Source organism: Agrobacterium genomosp. 2 str. CFBP 5494, from assembly GCF_900013495.1.
GTDB classification, from domain to species: domain Bacteria; phylum Pseudomonadota; class Alphaproteobacteria; order Rhizobiales; family Rhizobiaceae; genus Agrobacterium; species Agrobacterium pusense.
This window is the reverse complement of sequence record NZ_LT009719.1, coordinates 1002830-1024736: the sequence shown is the minus strand read 5'-3', so window position 1 is coordinate 1024736 and position 21907 is coordinate 1002830. Positions and strand designations below refer to the sequence as shown.

Below are 21907 nucleotides of genomic sequence, written 5' to 3'. Positions count from 1 at the left end.
ATCACCATGCTTGAATTGCGAAATGTCTCGAAGATGGTGGGCGGTGACTATCATATTCATCCCACGGATCTGACGTTGCAGCGCGGAAGCCTGAACGTTCTGCTTGGACCGACGCTTTCGGGCAAGACGTCGCTCATGCGGCTTATGGCGGGGCTGGACAAGCCAAGCAGCGGCTCGATCCTGGTCAACGGCGAGGATGTGACCGGCTGGCCGGTCCAGAAGCGCAATGTCGCCATGGTGTACCAACAGTTCATCAACTATCCGGCGCTCAGCGTTTACGAAAACATTGCCTCGCCGATGCGGGTTGCGGGCAAGGATCAGGCAACCATCGACCGGGAAGTGAGAAAAGCCGCGGAGCTTCTGAGGCTTACACCCTATCTCGACCGTACGCCGCTCAATCTTTCCGGCGGCCAGCAGCAGCGCACGGCACTTGCCCGCGCCATCGTCAAGAACGCCACTCTGGTGCTGCTCGATGAGCCGTTGGCCAATCTCGATTACAAGCTGCGCGAAGAATTGCGCGAGGAGCTGCCGCGCATTTTCGCGGAGTCGGGCGCGATCTTCGTTTATGCCACCACAGAGCCGTCAGAGGCGCTGCTGTTGGGCGGCAATACGGCAACACTCAACGAGGGCAGGGTAACCCAGTTCAGTCGCACCATCGAGGTTTACCGGCGCCCGGTGGATATTGTGACGGCGGAAATTTTCGCCGACCCGCCGCTCAACACCATCGAGGTCATCAAGACGGGTGGAGCCTTTACCCGTGCTGATCGCGCCGTTGTCGCGGTGCCGGCGCACCTTGCCACCGTGCCGGATGGACCTTTGACCATCGCTTTCCAGCCGCATCATCTTTTCCCGCAGGCGAAGGGTGAAGCACGGCAGTCTATACGGGCGCGGACGCTGATCTCGGAAATCGCCGGGTCGGAAAGCTTCGTGCATGTGGAATTTTCGGGCCGACGCTGGGTCATGCTGGCGCATGGCATTCACGACATCGAACCGGACAGGGATATCGAGCTGTTTCTCGATACAAGCCACCTGATGGCATTCGACGCAAATGGCCGCGCCATCGGCGAAGCGGCGTAAGGGGGATCGGTCATGGCAAGTATCACGCTCGATCATATCCGCCACGCCTATAACGCCAAGGCGCAGGCTGCCGGCGATTATGCGCTGAAGGAGGTTCATCACGAATGGGAGGATGGCGGGGCCTATGCACTTCTCGGTCCCTCCGGTTGTGGTAAGACCACGCTGCTCAACATCATTTCTGGCCTGCTGCGCCCCTCCGAAGGCCGCATCGCGTTCGACGGAACAGACGTCACGGATTTTGCGACTGAAGATCGCAATATCGCCCAGGTGTTCCAGTTCCCGGTCGTTTACGACACGATGACAGTTTACGACAATCTTGCTTTTCCGCTGCGCAACCGGCATGTGCCGGAGGCCGAGGTCGACCGCCGCGTGCGGGAAATCCTTGAGATGACCGACCTTTCCGGTATGGCCAAACGCAGGGCCCGCGGGTTGACGGCGGACCAGAAGCAGAAGATCTCGCTGGCGCGCGGCCTCGTACGCTCCGACGTCAACGCCATTCTCTTTGATGAGCCGCTGACGGTCATCGATCCGCATATGAAATGGGTGCTGCGCTCGCAGCTGAAGCGCCTGCAACGCCAGTCCGGTTTCACTATGGTCTACGTCACCCATGACCAGACCGAAGCGCTGACCTTCGCCGACAAGGTGGTGGTGATGTATGACGGCCAGATTGTCCAGATCGGCACGCCGGCTGAGCTTTTCGAGCGGCCGGGGCATACATTTGTCGGTTATTTTATCGGCTCGCCGGGCATGAATGTGCTGCCCGCCAATATCGAAGGGACGACGGCCGTAGTCGGCGGTCTTGGTGTGCCGCTGGCAGGTGCGCCGACGATCGCATCGGGGCAGCGCATCGAAATCGGCATCCGCCCGGAATTCGTCCGGCTGGAACGCGGCGGCATGCCCATCACTGTCGATAAGGTCGAGGATATCGGCCGGCAGAAGATCGTGCGCGCCCGGTTCGCCGGCCAGAAACTCGCGATCGTCGTGGCCGAAGACGAGGAAATCCCGGCGGAGGCCGGTGTGCGCTTCGACCCGGCCGCCATCGGTGTTTTCGCCGATTCCTGGCGTGTAAAGATGGGGGCCTGACCATGGAAAAAAGCTGGAACAACAAGGCATGGTTCATGGTGCTGCCAGTGCTGGTGCTGGTCGCCTTCTCCGCCGTCATTCCGCTGATGACCGTCGTGAATTATTCGGTGCAGGACACCTTCGGCAACAACCAGTTCTTCTGGGCGGGAACGCAATGGTTCGAGGAAATCCTGGCGTCGGACCGGTTCTGGGATGCGCTGGGGCGCAACCTGCTATTCTCCGGCATCATCCTCGCGATTGAAATTCCGCTCGGCATCTTCATCGCACTCAAAATGCCGAAATCCGGCATCGGCGTGCCGATCTGCCTCGTCACCATGGCACTGCCGCTGCTGGTGCCGTGGAATGTGGTGGGCACGATCTGGCAGGTCTTCGGGCGCAGCGATATCGGACTTCTCGGTTATTACGCCAATCAGCTCGGGCTCGACTACAACTATGTCAACGATCCCGTCGATGCCTGGATTACCGTCGTCATCATGGATGTGTGGCACTGGACGAGCCTTGTCGTGCTTCTGTGTTATGCCAGCCTGGTTTCCATTCCTGACGCCTATTATCAGGCGGCAAGGATCGATGGCGCGTCGCGTTTTGCGGTGTTCCGGTTCATCCAGCTGCCGAAGATGAAACGGGTGCTGCTGATCGCCTTCCTGCTGCGCTTCATGGACAGTTTCATGATCTATACCGAACCCTTCGTCGTCACCGGCGGCGGCCCGGGCAATTCCACAACCTTCCTGTCCATAGATCTCGTGAAGATGGCACTTGGCCAGTTCGACCTCGGCCCGGCAGCGGCCATGTCGCTGATCTACTTCCTCATCATCCTGCTGTTATCGTGGGTGTTCTATACCGTGATGACCAGCCACGACGCGGAGACCTGAGTCATGAGCGCCTCCAATGTCACGACCGGCGTGGAACGTAACGGCTTGGTCTCCGGCTCGTCGGGCGTTGCCACGTCGGCAAGACCCAGCTTTGCCGCAACGGCGCGCTCACGCCGCCATCACGGGCCATCCCGGTTTTCCTGGCTGGTGCCGACCATCTACATCCTGCTTCTGCTCGTGCCGATCTACTGGCTTATCAATATGAGCTTCAAGACGAATGCGGAAATCGTCTCTTCCATGACGCTCTATCCGCATCAGCCGACGCTGCAGAACTACAGGACGATCTTCACCGATTCATCCTGGTATTCCGGCTATATCAATTCGATCATTTATGTCGTCATGAACATGGTGATCTCGGTGGCTGTCGCGCTGCCAGCGGCCTATGCCTTTTCGCGTTACCGTTTTCTCGGCGACAAGCACCTGTTCTTCTGGCTTTTGACCAACCGCATGGCGCCACCGGCGGTCTTTGCCCTGCCGTTCTTCCAGCTCTATTCCGCTTTCGGGCTGATTGACACGCATATTGCGGTGGCGCTCGCGCATTGCCTGTTCAACGTGCCGCTGGCGGTTTGGATTCTCGAAGGTTTCATGTCCGGCGTGCCGAAGGAAATCGACGAGACCGCCTATATTGACGGCTACTCCTTCCCGAAATTCTTCGTGAAGATCTTCATGCCGCTCATCGCTTCCGGCATCGGCGTGGCCTGCTTCTTCAGCTTCATGTTCTCGTGGGTCGAGCTTCTGATCGCCCGCACGTTGACCACCACGGACGCAAAACCGATCGCCGCGACGATGACGCGCACCGTCTCTGCCGCCGGCATGGACTGGGGCCTGCTTGCCGCTGCCGGCGTGTTGACGCTGATACCCGGCGCTCTGGTGATCTGGTTCGTGCGCAATTACATCGCCAAAGGCTTTGCGCTGGGAAGGGTTTGACCATGACGAAGATGCCCGATTTTACCTGGATGGCGTGGACGTGGCAGACGGCTGCCTTTTTCGGCACCATCGCGGTTTTGCTGGTCGGCATGTGGCTCTGGGAACGTCTCTCGCCCGGCGGCAATCCCCGCTTCGGCCTGTTGCGCTTCGAAACGACGCGTGGTGACAGGTTGTTCATCTCGCTGCTTGGCAGCGCCTTCATTCATCTCGCATGGCTCGGGCTGGTCGGCCCGAACCTGTGGTGGGCTCTCGCTCTATCCGTGGTCTACGCCGTTGGCGTTTTCCGTTTTGTCTAGAGCAGGAAAAGATGCGGCGGAGGAAACCGCATCTCGCAGACTTCATGCAATCGCAACCCTTGGGAGGACTGATATGCGACGGCATCTGATGACGACGACGGCAGCCATGCTGCTGGCAATGACAGGTTCGGCTTTTGCCGGAATGGAGGAAGCAAAGCAGTTTCTGGACAAGGAAATCGGCGACATGTCGGCGCTTTCCCGTGCAGAGCAGGAAAAGGAAGTACAATGGTTCATTGATGCCGCGAAGCCTTTCGCGGGCATGGAGATCAAGGTCGTATCCGAATCCCTGACCACGCATGAATATGAATCAAAGGTTCTGGCGCCTGCATTTACCGCCATTACCGGCATCAAGGTGACGCACGACCTTATCCAGGAAGGTGACGTTGTCGAAAAGATCCAGACCCAGATGCAGACCGGCCAGAACCTTTACGATGGCTGGGTCAACGACAGCGACCTCATCGGCACCCATTGGCGTTACCAGCAGGTGCGCAACCTGACGGACTTCATGGCCAATGAAGGCAAGGATGTCACCAATCCCGGTCTCGACCTCAAGGACTTCATCGGCAGCGCGTTCACGACGGCACCGGACAAGAAGCTCTACCAGCTTCCCGACCAGCAGTTCGCGAACCTCTACTGGTTCCGTTACGACTGGTTCAACGACGACAAGAACAAAGCGGACTTCAAGGCCAAGTACGGCTACGACCTCGGCGTTCCCGTCAACTGGTCGGCCTATGAGGACATCGCCGAATTCTTCACCGGCCGCGACGTCGGCGGCAAGAAGGTCTTCGGCCATATGGACTACGGCAAGAAGGACCCCTCGCTCGGCTGGCGATTCACCGATGCCTGGCTTTCCATGGCCGGCAATGGCGACAAGGGCCTGCCAAACGGCCTGCCGGTCGATGAATGGGGCATCAAGGTCAATGACAAGTCGCAGCCGGTCGGCTCCTGCGTGGCGCGCGGTGGTGATACCAATGGTCCCGCTTCGGTCTATTCCATCGAGAAATATCTCGAATGGCTGAAGAAATATGCGCCGCCGGAAGCGCAGGGCATGACCTTCTCCGAGTCAGGCCCGGTGCCGGCACAAGGCAACATCGCCCAGCAGATCTTCTGGTACACGGCCTTTACTGCCGACATGGCCAAGCCCGGCCTGCCTGTGGTGAACGAGGACGGTTCGCCGAAATGGCGCGTCGCACCCTCGCCGCACGGCGTCTACTGGAAGGACGGCATGAAGCTCGGTTATCAGGATGTGGGTTCCTGGACGTTGATGAAATCCACGCCAGACGACCGCGCCAAGGCCGCATGGCTCTATGCGCAGTTCGTGACCTCAAAGACCGTGGATGTGAAGAAGAGCCATGTCGGTCTCACCTTCATTCGTGACAGCACCATCCATCACAAGAGCTTCACGGACCGGGCCTCCAAGCTCGGTGGTCTTGTCGAGTTCTATCGCTCGCCGGCCCGCGTTCAGTGGTCGCCGACCGGCACCAACGTTCCTGATTATCCAAAGTTGGCGCAGCTCTGGTGGCAGGCAATCGGCGATGCGTCGTCGGGTGCCAAGACCGCACAGGCTGCCATGGACTCGCTCTGCGCTGAACAGGAAAAGGTCATGAGCCGCCTGGAACGTGCTGGCGTGCAGGGCGATATCGGCCCGAAGCTGGCGGAAGAGCATGATATCGAATACTGGAACAAGGACGCCGTTTCGAAGGGCAATCTCGCGCCGCAGCTGAAGATCGCCAACGAAAAGGAAAAGCCGGTCACCGTCAATTACGACGAACTGGTGAAAAGCTGGCAGAAGTGATGTCTGCATAAAATCTTAAATCGGGGCGGCTCTGCCGCCCCGTCATTGCGTTTGAAAGGGAGTGACATAATGGGCGGTTATATTCTGGCGATCGATCAGGGCACGACATCGACAAGGTCGATGGTCTTTGATCGCGACATGCGGGTCATCGGTGTCGGGCAGCGAGAATTTCCGCAGCATTTTCCTGCCTCCGGCTGGGTCGAACACGATGCCGAAGACATCTGGAAAAGTGTGCTTGAAACCATCCGACTTGCACTTGCCGATGCCGGCATCGCCGCAACCGATATAGAGGCGATAGGCATCACCAATCAGCGGGAAACGACGGTGCTGTGGGACCGCAACACCGGCGAAGCGGTGCACCGCGCCGTGGTCTGGCAGGATCGCCGTGCCGCCCCGGTCTGCGAGGATTTGAAAAGAAGGGGGCTGGAACCGCTCTTCTCTAAAAAGACCGGACTGCTGCTCGATCCATATTTTTCCGGCACGAAGCTGAAATGGCTCTTGGACAGCGTCAGCGGTCTTCGCGAAAGGGCGGGCAAGGGAGAAATCTGCTTCGGTACCGTCGACAGTTTCCTGATCTACCGTCTCACCGGCGGCCGCCGGCACGTGACCGACGCCACCAACGCCTCGCGAACGCTGATCTATAATATCGAAGACAATGTCTGGGATGATGAGCTCCTGTCCATCCTCGACGTCCCCCGCGCCATGCTGCCGGAGGTTCTGGATTGCGCCGCCGATTTCGGCGTAACTGACAAGTCGCTTCTGGGCGCGGAAATTCCCATCCTCGGCGTTGCGGGCGACCAGCAGGCGGCGGTGATCGGCAATGCCTGCTTCGAGCCGGGCATGATGAAATCGACCTACGGCACCGGCTGCTTCGCACTTCTCAATACGGGCACAGACCGGGTGGCCTCCACAAACCGGCTGCTGACGACGATTGCTTATCGTCTCGACGGCGTGACGACCTATGCGCTGGAAGGCTCTATCTTCATCGCCGGGGCGGCGGTGCAGTGGCTGCGTGACGAGCTTGGTTTCATCTCGGTTGCATCAGAAGTCAGCGCGCTTGCCGAAAAGGCCGATCCAAAGCAGCGCGTTTATCTCGTGCCTGCCTTTACCGGTCTTGGCGCGCCTTATTGGGATGCCGAAGCGCGGGGTGCGATCTTCGGCCTCACACGCGGGACGGGCCCGGCGGAATTTGCCCGCGCGGCGCTCGAAAGCGTTGCCTATCAGACGTTCGACCTGCTGGATGCGATGCGCAAGGACTGGGCAGGTGACAATGGCAAGACGGTGCTGAGGGTCGACGGCGGCATGGTCGCCTCCGATTGGACGATGCAGCGGCTGGCAGATCTTCTCGCCGCGCCCGTCGATAGACCGGTGTTTCTCGAGACGACAATCCTTGGTGCCGCCTGGCTTGCGGCCTCACGTGCCGGCATCTGGCCGGACCGCAAGGCCTTCGCCGACCATTGGCGGCGCGACCGCCGCTTCAGCCCCGAGATGGAAGAGAGCGAGCGGAAGAACGCTATCGCAGGCTGGCGCGACAGCGTCGGCCGTTGCCTCTCGAAACGGGACAATTAAGGCCGGTTACACGAAACTGCCGGGTGCGATGCTCTTGCTGGAAACGAGATCGGAAAGGGCGCGCACCAGCTCCGCCTCCGCGCCCTTGCTCGGTTGAAGCACGAATTCCACGTCTTCCAGCAGCGGCAGCACGCCTGCGGCAATCTCCTTCAGACCAGCCGGCGCCATGCTGCGCGGCTGCACCAGAATGCCCATGCCCGCCCTTGCTGCGGCGGTTAGTCCACTGAGACTGCCGCAAGTGCAGACGATCCGCCAGGCGAGACCGGCCCGGTCCAGCGCCTCCTGCGCCGCCTTCCGGGTGATGCTCGGTGGCGGAAAGGCAATCAGCGGGAGCGCATCCGGCTGGTTCAGCATCCGCTCAGGATCGCGCGCCAGCCAGACGAGCGGTTCGCGATAAAGGAAATGACCAAGCTTGTCGCCGAGACGACGCTTGGCCAACACCACGTCAAGTTCGCCATTGTCCTGCATCTGGTAAAGCACACCGCTCAGCGAGACCGTTAGTTCAAGGTCAACCAGCGGGTAAAGCCGAATGAATTCCTCCAGAATGGTCGTAAGGCGACTGGCGACAAAATCTTCCGACACACCAAGCCGCAGGCGCCCACGCAGGCGGCTTTCGCTGAAGAGCGAAGAGACCTTGCTATCGATATCAAGCATGTTGCGAGCGTAACCGAGTAATGCCTCACCCTCGCCGGTCAGTTTTACCTGATGGGTGTTGCGTGCGATCAATCGGCGGCCAAGGGAGGCTTCAAGCCTCTGAATATGCTGGCTGACAGTGGATTGGCCAATGCCGAGCCGTTCGGCAGCAAGGGTAAAACTGCCGGTTTGCTGGAGCATGACGAAACTGGCAAGATGTTGAAGGTTCAGCATTATCTCAAATCATGATAACTGTTAATCTTTGCATCCGAAATCATGATGAGCGATAGTGGCGCGCGTTTCAAGCAAAACCGCTGCCGGAAAGACCTCCCATGACCCGCTTCCTGCCCGACCGTTTCACCATGATGCTGGTGGCCACCGTAATTCTGGCTTCCATCCTGCCGATCAGCGGCGAGCCGGCAGAATATTTCGGGCTTGCGACAAAACTCGCGATCGCTCTGCTGTTCTTCCTGCACGGCGCGCGGCTTTCGCGGGATGTGGTGATTGCGGGCATCCTGCACTGGCGTCTGCATCTGGCGATCCTGCTCGTGACCTTCGGCCTTTTCCCGCTTCTCGGTGTGGCGATAGGCTTCATTCCCGAAAACATCCTGCCGGCACCGCTCTATATGGGCGTGCTGTTTCTCTGTGTGCTGCCATCCACCGTGCAGTCATCCATCGCCTTCACGTCAATGGCGGGCGGAAACGTGCCGGCGGCGATTTGTTCAGCCTCGGCTTCGAATATTTTCGGCATGTTCCTGACGCCGTTGCTGGTTGGCCTGCTGTTCACGGTCGGCGGCCATGGCGGCGGATTTTCGCTGGATGCTTTCCTGCAAATCTTCCTGCAGCTGCTTCTGCCTTTCATTGTCGGTCAGGTCCTGCAGCCCTGGATTGGTGACTGGATCAGGGCGCGCAAGAAATTGCTTTCTCCGGTCGATCGCGGCTCCATTCTGATGGTCGTTTATCTCGCCTTTTCCGATGCGGTCATCGAGGGCATATGGCACACGTTTTCGCTCCGGGATATCGGTGTGGTCATCGTCATCAATATCCTGCTGCTGGCGCTTGTCCTATGTGTGACGATGTTCGGCAGCCGACTATTGGGTTTCGACAAGGCCGATGAAATCACCATCACCTTCTGCGGCTCGAAAAAGAGCCTCGCCAGCGGCGTGCCCATGGCCGGCGCGATCTTCGCCGGCCAGAGCATCGGTGCCATCGTTTTACCGATCATGCTCTTTCATCAGATCCAGTTGATGGTCTGCGCTGTCCTTGCCCAGCGTTATGCCCGCAAGGCCCATGAAAAGGCAGCGATAGCCGAAGCGGCTGCGGCAGAAGGCGCCGCAGCCTCCGCTCGATAAAACGCGCTCCCGCCAACAAAAACGGCCCCTCAAGGGGGCCGTCTGTCTTGCATGTGGAATACTTAGTTGACCTGAGCCGGGGTGACCTGGGCTTCGATGGTCTTCGGCGCATCGGCGCTGTCGGAAGAGATCGCAATGCGGCGCGGCTTCATGGCTTCCGGAATATTGCGAACAAGATCGATGTGAAGCAGGCCATTCTTCAGGGAAGCGGTCTGCACTTCTACGTGGTCGGCAAGCTGGAAGCGGCGTTCGAAGGCGCGCGTGGCGATGCCGCGATACAGAAATTCGCCTTCCGTCGTCTTCTCATCCGTGGCCTTCTCGGCTTTCACGGTCAGCGCATTGGCGCGGGATTCGATGCTGAGTTCATTTTCATCGAAACCGGCAACCGCCATGGTGATGCGATAGGTATTCTCACCGGTCCGCTCGATATTGTAGGGCGGATAGGACTGGGCCTGCTCGGGCTGGCCGAGGCCGTCAAGCATCGAAAAAAGACGGTCGAAACCCACGGTGGAACGATAGAGAGGGGAAAAATCAACGTGACGCATGGTGTCCTCCTTAAGAAGCGACTGTTTGCGGTTAAGTCCGCCATCCCATTCTGGCGACGGTCGGACATTTGGCGCGGCCCCGCTTTGGCGACCGCATGAAGGAGATGGGAATGGCGTCGCGCGGCGTCAAGGGGTGGATGCAACATGAACCATGTCTGAACATCCGGTTCCGGCATCGTTCAGTTTGAGAGCCATAAAAATCCCGTCATCGGAGACATTCTCCGTGGACAGAAGCAATAACGTCCCTTCTTCTTCTGTCTTACTCGCCGGAACCGCGACTGCTTTAACCGACGGTTCCGGCAATTTTTTCTTTGACCTTCCCGCGCCGCCGACCTATCCGAAAAGAGTTGAAAAGCCGGAAAAAGACCGATGATCGAAGCCACATTGCGCGCCAGTGAAGACAATCCGGTTCCCGATAGCCATGTGGTTGGATATTTTTCTGGCCATGGCGGCAAACAGCTCCGCTATGCGATCTTTCGAACCCATCGTCATGTTGCCCGCGGAACGGTGGTTCTGCTGCATGGCAGAAACGAATGTATCGAAAAATATTTTGAAACAGTGGCCGATCTGACGGCCATGGGCTTCTGGGTCGCGACGTTCGATACGCGCGGGCAGGGCGGTTCCGAACGGCTGCTGAAAAGGCCGGGTGCCGGGCACGTGCGGCGCTTTTCCGATTATCAGCACGACATCAGCCTTTTTCTGGAACAGGTGGTGCTTCCGGATACGAGGCTGCCGTTCTTCATGATTGCACATTCTACCGGCGCGCTTGCCGCGCTTGCCGCAGCGCCCGGGCTCGCGAACAGGATTGATCGGCTGGCGCTTTGTTCGCCCTTCATAGAACTCGACAGTCAGCAATCCGTCCCGTCATCCGTTATCCGGCTGGTCGCCACGGCTTTGAGCCTTGCCGGCCTGGGAAAAGTTCAGCTTGGCAGGGACCAGCGCGAACGGGATTTTGACGGCAATCCGCTAACCTCGGACGCAAAACGTTTCGCAAGGAATCTCTCGCTGCACAGGCAGTTTCCGGAACTGTTCATTGGCGCGCCAACGGCCCGCTGGGTCTATGAGGCGTTGAAGACCATGGGCCGCGTGACCCGTCAGGATCATCTGACGAACATAACCATTCCTACCCTCATTCTGGCGCCCATGCTGGACACGATAACGCCCTATAAGGCGCAGGAAGAGCTGTCGCGCAATTTCCGGGCAGCGCAGCTTCTTCCCATCACCGGCGCGCGTCATGAACTGCTGCATGAGCGGGATGTTTTCCGCAAGCAGGCACTGGCCGCCATCGACGCGTTTTTCGCGCCGGAGTGATGGCCGCCTTGAAGGGCAGGTCTATAGTCTGGAGAGAATGGCAAGCGCCTGTTCGTGTACGGATTTAGAGCCGGCGGCCAGAATGCGGCCGCCATTTTCAGGACGTCCGCCATCCCATGTGGTGATGATGCCGCCGGCCTGCTCGATGACCGGAATAAGTGCGCCCACATCGTAGGGCTTCAGGCCGGATTCAATGACGAGATCGACATGACCCGCGGCCAGCAGGCAATAGGCGTAACAATCCACGCCGTAGCGGAAAAGGCGGACCTGATCCTGCACCTTTTCGTAGAAGGGCTTTTCCTCGGCGGTGAAAATATGGGGTGTTGTGGTAAAAAGTATTGCGTCCGATAGCGAAGTGCAGTCACGCGTGCGGATGGTTCGTTCGCCCTCGGGTCCGAAATACCAGGCGGAGGTGCCGTCGGCAAAGTAACGCTCCCCGGTGAAGGGCTGGTCCATCATGCCCATCGTGGCGCGGCCGGCAGACTGGAAGCCGATCAGAGTTCCCCATACGGGCACGCCGGAAATGAAGGCGCGTGTGCCGTCAATGGGGTCGATGACCCAGACATGCTCGCGGTCGAGACCGACATTGCCATGTTCTTCGCCGAGGATGCCGTGCTGGGGAAAACGAGCCTCGATGAGCGCACGAATGGCGCTTTCGGCCGCTTGATCGCCTTCCGTCACCGGATCATAGCCGCCATCCTGCTTGTTGGTAACGGCAACGCCCGTGCGAAAGCGGGGAAGCGTTTCGGCGCTGGCCGCATCAGCAAGTTCGAAGAAGAAATTCCGGTCGGGCAGCATGCGAAACCTCATTGCCTGAATTGATGGCCTCAATTGTGTCGCGAAATGCATAGACCGGAATCACATCCGCCGTCCACTCGTATGGTGACGAAGCCGCGGTTTCCATATTTTCGGCAAAAGCACAAAAAACATGCAAAAAATAAAATGATTGACAATTGTGCAATTACTGCGTAGCGTGATGGTACAGTCTTTGACTGTAAATACCCTCCTTGGGTGTTTCCTCCCTAGACTTGACCGCGCCAAGGCGCGGTTTTTTTTGCCCGGCGCACAGCCAGGCAAGGGGGCGAACGATTTAATTGAGAAGCTTGGCTGTGCTATTCGGCGGCAAGCGAAGTTTCGATCGCATATTCCGACACGAAAGCCCCGAGCTGGCGCATGAATATTTCCAGCGAAGCCTGAATGGCGGGGAAATCGCCTTTCTTCAAAAGCGTTTTTTCATCGACATAAAGCGACCGGTTGACCTCTATCTGCAGCGCGTGAAGCGAGCGTATGGGACGGCCGTAATGTTCGGTAATGAAGCCGCCGGCATAGGGCTTGTTGCAGACGGCGACGAAGCCAAGTTCTTCGAGGAAATGCAGGGCCGCACGCGAGACTTCCTGGGAGGCGCTGGTGCCGTAGCGGTCGCCGATAATAACATCAGGTCTGAGGTTTGACCCGGTGACCCGGATGTTGCCGGGCATCGAATGGCAATCGATCAGGACCGCCATGCCGAAATGTGCGTGCGTGCGGGACAGCAGGCGGCGCAGACAGGCGTGGTAGGGTTTGTATATGGTCTCGATACGGGAGAGGGCTTCATCCACCGGCAGGCGATGGGCATAAATATCCATGTTTTCCGCAACGATACGCGGCACGGTGCCAAGGCCGCCTGCAACCCGCATGGAGCCGATATTGGCGTAGGGCGGCAAGGTGCCCTCGAACATGCGGGGATCGAGCTCATAGGGCTCTCGATTGACGTCGAGATAGGCGCGCGGAAAATTCGCTTTCAACAGCGGCGCGCCAATCTCTGGGGCGGCGCCGAAAAGCTCGTCGACGAAGTGGTCCTCGGAGCGACGGATGTCATGCGAATCGAGCCGCGCCGATTCTAGAAAGGAGATGGGATAGCAGCGGCCGCTATGGGGGGAATTATAGACGAATGGCAGGGTTTGAACGGCAGGTTCCGTTACTTCGAACAGCTCATATTCACCTGTTACCCAGTCCATTCAGGCCATTTACCATGTCGCAAACTATCAGGAGGTTCATGTTGCCAGTTACGGTGCGGCAAGTCCATACTGTCGCCCAAGTAGCGCTATACCGATTCACGTGTTCACAGGATATTTACCGTGAAAATCCTATAATCGGGCTAGGGTATTCCAAACATTGAGCAGTTACGGTCACTTAACCATGAATCAGAAAATTCTTCTCGCTGAAGACGATAACGATATGCGCCGCTTCCTCGTCAAGGCGCTGGAAAAAGCCGGTTACAAGGTTTCTTCCTTCGACAATGGCGCAAGCGCTTACGACCGGCTGCGCGAGGAGCCCTTTTCCCTTCTGCTCACCGATATCGTCATGCCCGAAATGGACGGTATCGAGCTTGCACGACGCGCGACCGAACTCGACCCGGACCTGAAAGTCATGTTCATCACCGGCTTTGCAGCGGTTGCGCTGAATGCCGATTCGAAGGCTCCGAAGGACGCCAAGGTGCTTTCCAAGCCGTTCCATCTGCGCGATCTGGTGGATGAGGTCAACAAACTCCTTGTGGCGTAAGGCCTCTCAAAAAACCTTCACAAAACCGAAAAAAAGCAGTTGACGCATGAACCGGTTTTGTGGTCTATCCGCCGCCACGGAGGGCGTGTAGCTCAGCGGGAGAGCACTACGTTGACATCGTAGGGGTCACAGGTTCAATCCCTGTCACGCCCACCATCCGAATTCATAAAAGGGTTTCTGAGCAGTCAGAAACCCTTTTTCGTTTCTCCTTCAGCCCGGCCCTTTTTCCTCGGAAGCGATTTCTGTCGCTGCTGGCTTTCGCCTGCGATGAGCTTCAAGTCACCGCGTGGCGGGACATGCTTGCAATAAATTTCGCATTGAAAAATAAAATTCAATGCCGTTGACGTCTCCAGTTTTTCCAGCTATCCCATCAGCGTGCAATAAATTACAGAGACTAAAATTTATTGCGCGACAAGTCATTATCCTTGGGAGGGGAATATGTTGGCTTTTCTGAAATCGACCGTTGCTGCGGGTGTATTGGCCGTGGCGCTTGCGGCTGGCGCCGGTTCGCCTGCCCCCGCCGCAGGCAAGTTTGCCTGTGAACCCGGCGAAACCTATGTGATGAATGTCATGGTTTCCAGCCATCCCTATTGGGTTCCGGTATTTGAAGGGTTCAAGCAGGCCGCCAAGGCGCTCGGCTGCGAAGCTGTTTTCACCGGCACGCCGGAATATGACATCACAAAGCAGATCGCGTCCTTCGAGCAGGAGCTGGTGAAGAAGCCGAAAGGCGTTCTCCTGCACCCGATGCAGGCCGATCCTTTCATCGAGCCGATCAACAAGGCGATCGCCTCAGGTGTATCCGTCACCACTTTTGCCGCCGATTCTCCGAAGTCGAAGCGCACCGCCTATATTACCTCGGACAATGTCGCAGAGGCGAAGTTTGCGGCTGACGAAATCGTCAAGAAGCTTGGCGAAAAAGGCGAATATGCCGTTCTGGAAAATCCGGGCCAAAGCAACCATGATCTGCGCGTTACCGCCCTCATAGACTATATGGGGCGGACTTATCCGCAGATGAAGCTCGTTGGCCGGCAAGCGACCAACCAGGATGCAAACGTCGCTTATCAGGCAACCGCCGCACTACTGCAGGCCAATCCCAATCTCGGTGCATTGTGGATCCCCGAGGCCGGTTCGGCTGAAGGTGCGACGACCGCCGTTCTCGAGGCAAAAAAGAAGGTCCTGATCCTGCATGCGGATATCACGCCGGCAACGCTGGAACACATCAAGCAGGGTAATATCTATATGGCCATCAATCCCAATCAGGGGGTTCAGGGCTTCATGGGTTTCATGAACACGTTTCTCGGTGCTCATTCGGACCTGATCGACCCGTTCAACGACTACAAGGTCTCCGGCTTCAACCCGATGCAGGTGCCTTCGATGGACAATGGTTTTGCCGTCATCACCAAGGCGAACGCCGCCTCCTTCGATCTCAACGAATATATGAAGGGGCGCTGAGGCGTCGATCTGGACCCCGGCGAGGTTTACGCCTCGCCGGCCATGTGGAAAGCCGGTTCGGGAGGGCGTTATGGGTGAGGTCATCCTCCGCATGACGAATATTCATAAGGCATTCGGGCCCGTAAAGGCGTTGCGGAGTGCTGCACTTGACCTGCGGCGCGGCGAAATCCACGCGCTGGCGGGGGAAAACGGTGCCGGAAAGTCGACGCTGATGCATATCATCGACGGCATTCTGCAGCCCGATGGAGGGGAGATCCTGCTGGATGGCAAGCCGGTCAAGATATCCTCGCCTAATGTGGCGAACCGGCTTGGCATCGGTTTCGTGCATCAGGAGATCGCTCTTTGCCCTGATATTTCGGTTGCCGAAAACATGTTTATGTCAGAGACCGGTCGAAGCCGTTCCCGGTTCATGAATTACCGCGACCTGGAAAAGCGGGCGGCAGCGGTGCTGCGGGAGATCGGCGACATCGATCCCGCCAGCCGCGCGGGCGGCCTTTCGATTTCGCAGCAGCAGATCGTTGAGATTGCCAAGGCGTTGACGCTGGATTGCCGCATCCTGATCCTCGATGAGCCAACGGCAGCGCTGACAGAGACCGAAGCCCAGACACTTTTCCGGATCATGCACCGGCTGGCCGACCGCGGCATTGCCATCATCTATATTTCGCATCGCATGGCGGAGATTTTCGAACATTGCGACCGCATCACCGTCATGCGCGACGGTTGCCATATCAGGACGGAGAATATTGCTGATATTTCCCCTGAGGAAGTCGTTAACAGCATGGTGGGACGGGTAGTCGACAAGCTCTACCCGTCGAAGCTCTCGGATGATGAGAAATCTGACGACGTCATTCTCTCTGTTCGGGGTCTGAATGAAGGAAAGCGCGTTTTCGATGTCGGTTTCGATCTGCATCGGGGTGAAATCCTGGGGTTGGCTGGACTGATCGGTGCGGGAAGAAGCGAGATCGCGCGGGCGGTCTGCCGGCTGGAGGGCAAGCCGACAGGCGAGGTTATGTTACGTGGCCGGCGGCTCGGTCTGAAAGACTATCGTGACAGCATCCGGGAAGGGATCGTTTATCTTTCCGAGGACCGCAAGGGGGACGGGCTGTTCCTGAACATGTCCATCGCCGCCAATGTCTCCGCGCTCGACATAGGCAGGATATCGAATGGCATGGGTTTCATCGAACGGCGCAAAGAGATGAAGCGCGCAGATGAGCTGGGGCGCCGGCTGAAACTGCGGGCGAACAGCGTCGGTGATTCCGTCTCGACCCTGAGCGGCGGCAACCAGCAGAAGGTGGCGCTGGCGAAGATGCTGTCGGTGGAACCGAAGGTCATCTTTCTGGATGAGCCGACACGGGGGGTGGATGTGGGTGCCAAGGCGGAAATCCACCGCCAGATCCGGGAACTGGCGCGTGAGGGGGTTGGCGTGGTCGTCATCTCCTCCGAACTGCCGGAACTCATCGGCGTCAGCGATCGTGTGCTTGTCGTGCGCGAGGGGCGCATCACCGGCGAGGTCGAGGGGGACGACATGACGGAGGAGAAGATCATGCAGCTCGCGTCGATCACTATTATGCAGAATGCGGCGGAAGCCTGAGGGAGCGGGAAAATGGCAACATCGGAAACACCTTCAAGCCTTGCCGGGACGGCGGTTCGCCGGACAGCGTGGTGGGAGCCGGCGCTCAAGGCGCGGGAAACCGGGCTGATCGTAATCATTCTCGCGCTTTTTGCCGTGATGTCCTTCATCTCGCCGTACTTCCTGACCGTGGACAATCTGCGGGCCATGGCCATGGTCTTCGCTATCGAAAGCATCGTCGTGGTGGGCATGACGATTCTTCTGATCTCTGGTGGCATCGATCTTTCGGTGGGATCCGTTACGGCGCTCGCGATGGTGGCAGCCGGCTGGCTTTTCCTCAACGGCGTCGACCCCTGGGTGGCGGCGGGGTTGGCAATCTGCCTGACGACATTGGTCGGCATGGTCATGGGATTTCTGACCACGGTCATCGGTCTGCATCATTTCATCGTGTCGCTGGGCGTCATGGTCATTGCGCGCGGTGTTTGCCTGCTGGCGACCGGCGGGCGGCCGCTCGGGCTCTACTCCCTGCCGCCGGAATTCAAGTTCATCGGTCAGGGTGTGATTGGCGGCATTCCGCTGGTGCTGATCATATTTATGGTGGTGGTCGTTTCTTTCGATCTGCTGCTGCGGCGCACGACTGCTTTCCGCAAGGTTTTTTACACCGGCAGTAATCCCAAGGCCGCGGCCTATTCCGGCATCCGTGTCGGCCGCGTGGTCTTCACCACCACAACGCTTTGTTCGATGCTTTGCGGTGTTGCAGGTGTCATCTACATGGCGCGCTTCGGTTCTGCCCAGCCAAGCTTCGGCATCGGCATGGAACTCAACGTCATTGCGGCCGCGGTCATCGGCGGCGCCAGCCTTTCGGGCGGTTCGGGTACGATTCTTGGCGCGATCCTGGGAGCCATTCTTCTCTCGGTGGTTTCCAGTTCGCTTGCCTTGCTCAATGTGTCTGTCTACTGGCAGGACATCATCAGGGGCAGCATCTTGCTGGCTGCGGTACTGTTCGACCACTATCTGGTCAGGCGCCGCCGTTGAGCGCCGTTCGCTCGCCCGAAGGTAACTGGAGAAAGACGATCATGCTGGATATCAAGGACGATTTCGATCAACAGAGGCAGATGTATTCCGTCCTGGTGCTGCATTTCATCGAAGGGGTGAAACAGTCCGAAATCGCCGAGCGGCTCAACCTTTCCCACACCAAGGTGAACCGCATGATCGCGGCCGGCCGCAAGGCGGGCATGGTGAAGATCAGCATCTCCAGTCCTTATCAGCGGCTTGTGGACCTTGAAAACGAGGTCACCCGCCGGTTTGGCCTTAGACAATCCGTCGTTACGCCAACGGTATCGGACAATCCGGAAACAGCCTTGCAAATGGTCGGGCGGGTGGCCGCAAACCATTTGCTGGAAACGATCCGCGACGGCGATGTGATCGCGATTACGGGCGGCAAGGCGGTGAGTGCGGTTGTCGACAATCTGCAGGCGGAGCGCCGTTTCGATGTGCGGGTAGTGCCGCTCACCGGCGGGGTGCAGGGCAAGCATTACACCGATGTCAATCATCTCGCCACGCAACTGGCGGAAAAACTTGGCGGCAGCGCCTCGCTGCTGCACGCACCGTTATTCGCCGAAGACGAGGAACAGCGCGATCTCCTCATGAATGTTGCATCGATCCGTGAGGTTTTCGATCTGGCGCGTCAGGCGCAGGTGGCGCTGGTCGGCATTGGTTCGGTGGAGGCGCCAGGCTCTGGCTATTACGATCTTCTGCCGGATGCCGCCCGTGGCGGACAGGCGCTGGTGGATGCCGGCATTGCCGGCGAGTTCCTCGCCCACCTCACCATGGCGGACGGCCAGCTTGCCCGGATCGATCTCAACTCGCGCGTGGTGGCGCTGGACCCCGGGCAGCTTGCCCGGTGCCCAAACATCATCGGTGTCGCAGCAGGCGCCATCAAGGCCGGCCCGGTGGCGGCCACGCTTGCCGGCCACTATCTGACCTCGCTGGTCGTGGATGAAGCGATAGCCGGCTGCTTATTGGATCATGAAGGAGGGGAAACCTCGTGACGGACAACGCAATATTGACCCGGACGATAGGCAAAAGCGGTATCAACTCATCTGCCGTGGGGCTTGGAACCTGGGCCATCGGTGGCTGGATGTGGGGCGGCACCGACGAGCGGCAGTCCATAGCAGCCATCCAGGCCTCCATCGATGCGGGGATTTCCCTCATCGATACTGCGCCAGCCTATGGCATGGGGCTTGCCGAAACAATCGTTGGCAAGGCAATTGCCGGCAGACGCGACAAGGTGGTGCTGGTCACCAAATGCGGGCTTGTGTGGCATGTGAATGAGGGCGCTTATTTCTTCCATCAGGATGGCAAGCCGGTTCATCGTTATCTCGGCGCCGCATCCATCCGGTACGAGGTCGAAGAGAGCCTGAAACGGCTTGGGACAGATTATATCGACCACTACGTCACCCATTGGCAGGATGCCACGACGCCGATTGCCGAGACAGTCGGGGCTTTGGTGCGGCTGAAGGAAGAGGGGAAGATCCGTTCGATCGGGGCAAGCAACGTCTCGCAGGCCGATCTGGAAGCCTATATCGCCACCGGGGCGCTGGATGCCATTCAGGAAGAATATTCCATGGTAAAGCGCGACATCGAGACGGCGCTCCTGCCCGTTTGCCGGGAGAATGCCGTCTCGGTTCTCAGCTATTCGTCGCTGGCGCTCGGTCTCCACTCGGGCAAGGTCGGGCCGGAGCGGGTTTTTGCGGAAGATGACCAGCGCCACGGCAATCCGCGCTTCAGCCAGGCCAACCGTGAAAAGATCGCGCGTTTGATCGGCGTGCTGAAACCGGTGGCGGCCGCCCATTCCGCCTCAGTGGCACAGGTGGTGATTGCCTGGACGATTGCCCAGCCGGGTATAACATTCTCGCTGTGTGGCGCACGCGATCCGGCTCAGGCGGTTGAAAACGCCGCCGCCGCGCGTCTTCGCCTCACAGAGAGTGAGTTGGCGCTCATCAGCACTGGTATCGCGGAGCATCTCGTGGGTCTCGATACCTGATTATGTAGCTGGAACGGGGTTTCAGGCGCACATCGCATAATTTCGTTCCCTTTCTCACGTCGCTTAACGTTCAACAACATTGGGACGCTGGTCATCGCCAGCGAACGGTATTCCTATGTCCAGTTTTCGCGAGGACGCTCTCCATCGCATCCGGCAAGACGGTGATTTCGACGCCGTGGTCATCGGCGGCGGTATCAATGGCATCGCCGCCTATCGTGATCTTGCCCTGCAGGGGCTGAGAGTTCTTCTGGTCGAGCGCAGCGATTTTTCCTCGGGCTGCAGCGCTGCTCCCTCGCGGATGATCCATGGCGGCCTGCGTTATCTGGAAAACGGCGAATTCGGCCTGGTGGCCGAATCCCTGCGGGAGCGCGATGCACTTCTGAGGCTCGCACCGCATATGGTTCGGCCGCTGCCGACCACGATCCCGATTTTTTCGACTTTCAGCGGCCTGTTCAATGCGGCAGCAACCTTTGCCGGCTCCGGTGGGAAACCCGCAAGCCGGGGCGCGCTCGCCATCAAGGCGGGTCTGATGCTCTATGATTTCGTCACTCGCAAAAACCGCATGCTGCCCCGTCACGTCTTTCGCGGCGCGGCCGATACTTTGCAGCATTGGCCGGATCTGACACCGGAGATCAGATATTCCGCCACCTATTACGATGCTTGGATAAGCCAGCCCGAACGGCTTTCTCTGGAGCTTCTGATCGACAGCCAGTCGGATGCGCCGCAAAGCGTTGCACTGAACTATGCCGAACTCATCCGTGTGGGTGATGAATATGGTCTGCGGACGGAGGAAGCGGACGAAATCCTGCCGATACGGCCCCGGATCATCATCAATGCAACTGGAGCCTGGATCGACGAGACGATCGGTGTATTGGCCGATGGCCCGGCGTCGGACAGGGCAAAACCAACCGTTTCAGGCACCAAGGGATCGCATCTGATCCTTGCCAATGACGAACTTCTCAAGGCGCTGAACGGCCACATGATTTTCTTTGAAAACACGGACAACCGGGTCTGCATCCTCTTCCCTTATCTCGACCGGGTTCTTGCGGGATCGACCGATATCAAGGTGGATCGGCCCGAGCGGGTGCGCTGCGAGCCCGAGGAACGGGACTACATTCTGGACGCGATCCGGCAGGTCTTTCCGCAGATTGCCGTCGATCGCTCCGACATCGTCTTCAGTTTCAGCGGTATACGCCCGCTGCCGCGAAGCGATGCCGCCTTCACCGGGAAAATATCCCGCAGCCATTTCATCCACCGCGTTGCAAGTGATCCGCCGCAGCTCTGCATGATCGGCGGCAAGTGGACCACTTTCAGAGCTTTTGGCGAACAGGTGACCGACGAGGTTCTGGCCTTTCTTGGACGAAAGCGACTGACCGGCACCATGGACCGCGCAATCGGCGGCGGCAGGAATTTTCCGGCCGGTGCAGGCGGCCTGCCTGCCTTGTTGTCGGAGGAGTTTTCCATTGCCGAAGACCGGGCGGAGCATCTGGCCCTGGCTTACGGCTCCCGCGCGTTTGAGCTGATGGGTTTTTGCCGGGATCGTTCTGATGACGTGCGGCTTTCAGAAAAATCGCCGATCACGGCAGCGGAAGTGGTCTGGCTCATCCGTTGCGAACAGGTGCGGCACCTGACCGATCTCGTCCTGCGTCGCACGACGCTCGCCATCACCGGCGTCATCGATGCCGATCTGATCGACGCGATGCTCGCCGTTGCAGCGCGCGAGTTGGGCTGGCTGCCAAATCAGGCGTCAGCGGAACGTCAGCGGCTCATTCACGAGCTGGAGACCTTTTACGGGGTCACGCCGGCAATGCTTCAACACAGATGCAAGGAGAATGCATGAT

At 58.7% G+C, this 21907-nt stretch carries 21 protein-coding genes and 1 tRNA gene; 18 read left to right on the top strand and 4 right to left on the bottom strand.

The genetic code is table 11. The annotated features are described in order from the left end of the window. The first annotated feature begins 6 nt into the window (after positions 1-6). The 7 genes from AGR2A_RS19590 to glpK all read left to right on the top strand — a co-directional run bounded on the left by AGR2A_RS19590 (position 7) and on the right by glpK (position 7616). On the top strand, positions 7-1077 hold the full coding sequence (locus AGR2A_RS19590; protein WP_006699929.1) for an ABC transporter ATP-binding protein: 1071 nt from the start codon (positions 7-9) through the stop codon (positions 1075-1077). A gap of 12 nt (positions 1078-1089) precedes the next feature. Next, positions 1090-2160, top strand: a complete 1071-nt coding sequence (locus AGR2A_RS19585; RefSeq protein WP_080823304.1) for an ABC transporter ATP-binding protein — start codon at positions 1090-1092, stop codon at positions 2158-2160. A 2-nt stretch (positions 2161-2162) separates the two neighbouring features. Then, positions 2163-3029: a carbohydrate ABC transporter permease gene (locus AGR2A_RS19580; RefSeq protein ID WP_004437268.1), complete on the top strand. Its 867-nt coding sequence runs from the start codon at positions 2163-2165 to the stop codon at positions 3027-3029. Between the two features lie 3 nt (positions 3030-3032). Further along, positions 3033-3956: a carbohydrate ABC transporter permease gene (locus AGR2A_RS19575; protein ID WP_004437272.1), complete on the top strand. Its 924-nt coding sequence runs from the start codon at positions 3033-3035 to the stop codon at positions 3954-3956. A 2-nt stretch (positions 3957-3958) separates the two neighbouring features. Further along, positions 3959-4252, top strand: a complete 294-nt coding sequence (locus AGR2A_RS19570; protein ID WP_072494992.1) for a DUF2160 domain-containing protein — start codon at positions 3959-3961, stop codon at positions 4250-4252. A gap of 73 nt (positions 4253-4325) precedes the next feature. Beyond that, positions 4326-6047, top strand: coding sequence for an ABC transporter substrate-binding protein (locus AGR2A_RS19565; RefSeq protein WP_004437278.1), 1722 nt, complete (start codon positions 4326-4328; stop codon positions 6045-6047). Between the two features lie 69 nt (positions 6048-6116). After that, a complete protein-coding gene (gene glpK, locus AGR2A_RS19560) occupies positions 6117-7616 on the top strand; it encodes a glycerol kinase GlpK (RefSeq protein WP_072494993.1) in 1500 nt (499 codons plus the stop codon). Between the two features lie 6 nt (positions 7617-7622). Here glpK and AGR2A_RS19555 read toward each other — a convergent pair whose 3' ends face one another. After that, positions 7623-8483, bottom strand: coding sequence for a LysR family transcriptional regulator (locus AGR2A_RS19555; protein WP_035207360.1), 861 nt, complete (start codon positions 8481-8483; stop codon positions 7623-7625). A 98-nt stretch (positions 8484-8581) separates the two neighbouring features. On the opposite strand from AGR2A_RS19555, the gene AGR2A_RS19550 reads away from it, so the two are divergent. Continuing rightward, entirely contained in the window at positions 8582-9601 is a 1020-nt protein-coding gene (locus tag AGR2A_RS19550; RefSeq protein ID WP_037090407.1) for a bile acid:sodium symporter family protein, read from the top strand. Between the two features lie 62 nt (positions 9602-9663). Here the strand turns inward: AGR2A_RS19550 and hspL are convergent, their stop codons facing one another. Then, complete coding sequence (hspL, locus tag AGR2A_RS19545; RefSeq protein ID WP_004437287.1) at positions 9664-10146, bottom strand: heat shock protein HspL; 483 nt, start codon at positions 10144-10146, stop codon at positions 9664-9666. A gap of 151 nt (positions 10147-10297) precedes the next feature. Here hspL and AGR2A_RS29665 point away from each other — a divergent pair, with 151 nt between their 5' ends. Continuing rightward, the gene (locus tag AGR2A_RS29665; protein ID WP_167378211.1) at positions 10298-10519 is read left to right on the top strand and encodes a hypothetical protein; all 222 of its coding nucleotides are present in this window, start codon (positions 10298-10300) and stop codon (positions 10517-10519) included. Next, positions 10516-11457: an alpha/beta fold hydrolase gene (locus tag AGR2A_RS19540; RefSeq protein ID WP_035207362.1), complete on the top strand. Its 942-nt coding sequence runs from the start codon at positions 10516-10518 to the stop codon at positions 11455-11457. The genes AGR2A_RS29665 and AGR2A_RS19540 overlap by 4 nt, the downstream gene beginning before the upstream one ends. Positions 11458-11478: 21 nt before the next feature. Here AGR2A_RS19540 and hisN read toward each other — a convergent pair whose 3' ends face one another. Continuing rightward, positions 11479-12255, bottom strand: coding sequence for a histidinol-phosphatase (gene hisN / locus AGR2A_RS19535; protein ID WP_037090409.1), 777 nt, complete (start codon positions 12253-12255; stop codon positions 11479-11481). 314 nt (positions 12256-12569) lie between these two features. Continuing rightward, positions 12570-13454, bottom strand: coding sequence for an N-formylglutamate amidohydrolase (locus tag AGR2A_RS19530; RefSeq protein WP_037090410.1), 885 nt, complete (start codon positions 13452-13454; stop codon positions 12570-12572). Between the two features lie 181 nt (positions 13455-13635). Between AGR2A_RS19530 and cpdR the strand changes: the two genes are divergently transcribed. The 8 genes from cpdR to AGR2A_RS19490 all read left to right on the top strand — a co-directional run bounded on the left by cpdR (position 13636) and on the right by AGR2A_RS19490 (position 21906). Continuing rightward, positions 13636-13998 (top strand): cell cycle two-component system response regulator CpdR, encoded by a 363-nt coding sequence (gene cpdR, locus AGR2A_RS19525; protein WP_003497910.1) that lies wholly within the window; start codon positions 13636-13638, stop codon positions 13996-13998. A gap of 81 nt (positions 13999-14079) precedes the next feature. Further along, positions 14080-14154: transfer RNA gene (locus AGR2A_RS19520), tRNA-Val, on the top strand. 282 nt (positions 14155-14436) lie between these two features. Next, the gene (locus AGR2A_RS19515; RefSeq protein WP_037090412.1) at positions 14437-15450 is read left to right on the top strand and encodes a substrate-binding domain-containing protein; all 1014 of its coding nucleotides are present in this window, start codon (positions 14437-14439) and stop codon (positions 15448-15450) included. Positions 15451-15520: 70 nt separating this feature from the next. Beyond that, positions 15521-17041, top strand: a complete 1521-nt coding sequence (locus AGR2A_RS19510) for a sugar ABC transporter ATP-binding protein (protein WP_072494995.1) — start codon at positions 15521-15523, stop codon at positions 17039-17041. 12 nt (positions 17042-17053) lie between these two features. Further along, the gene (locus AGR2A_RS19505) at positions 17054-18055 is read left to right on the top strand and encodes an ABC transporter permease (RefSeq protein WP_037090420.1); all 1002 of its coding nucleotides are present in this window, start codon (positions 17054-17056) and stop codon (positions 18053-18055) included. A gap of 41 nt (positions 18056-18096) precedes the next feature. Next, complete coding sequence (locus AGR2A_RS19500) at positions 18097-19071, top strand: sugar-binding transcriptional regulator (RefSeq protein WP_037090422.1); 975 nt, start codon at positions 18097-18099, stop codon at positions 19069-19071. Beyond that, a complete protein-coding gene (locus AGR2A_RS19495) occupies positions 19068-20066 on the top strand; it encodes an aldo/keto reductase (protein ID WP_072494996.1) in 999 nt (332 codons plus the stop codon). The genes AGR2A_RS19500 and AGR2A_RS19495 overlap by 4 nt, the downstream gene beginning before the upstream one ends. A gap of 115 nt (positions 20067-20181) precedes the next feature. Then, a complete protein-coding gene (locus tag AGR2A_RS19490; protein WP_037090425.1) occupies positions 20182-21906 on the top strand; it encodes a glycerol-3-phosphate dehydrogenase/oxidase in 1725 nt (574 codons plus the stop codon). Position 21907: the final 1 nt, after the last annotated feature.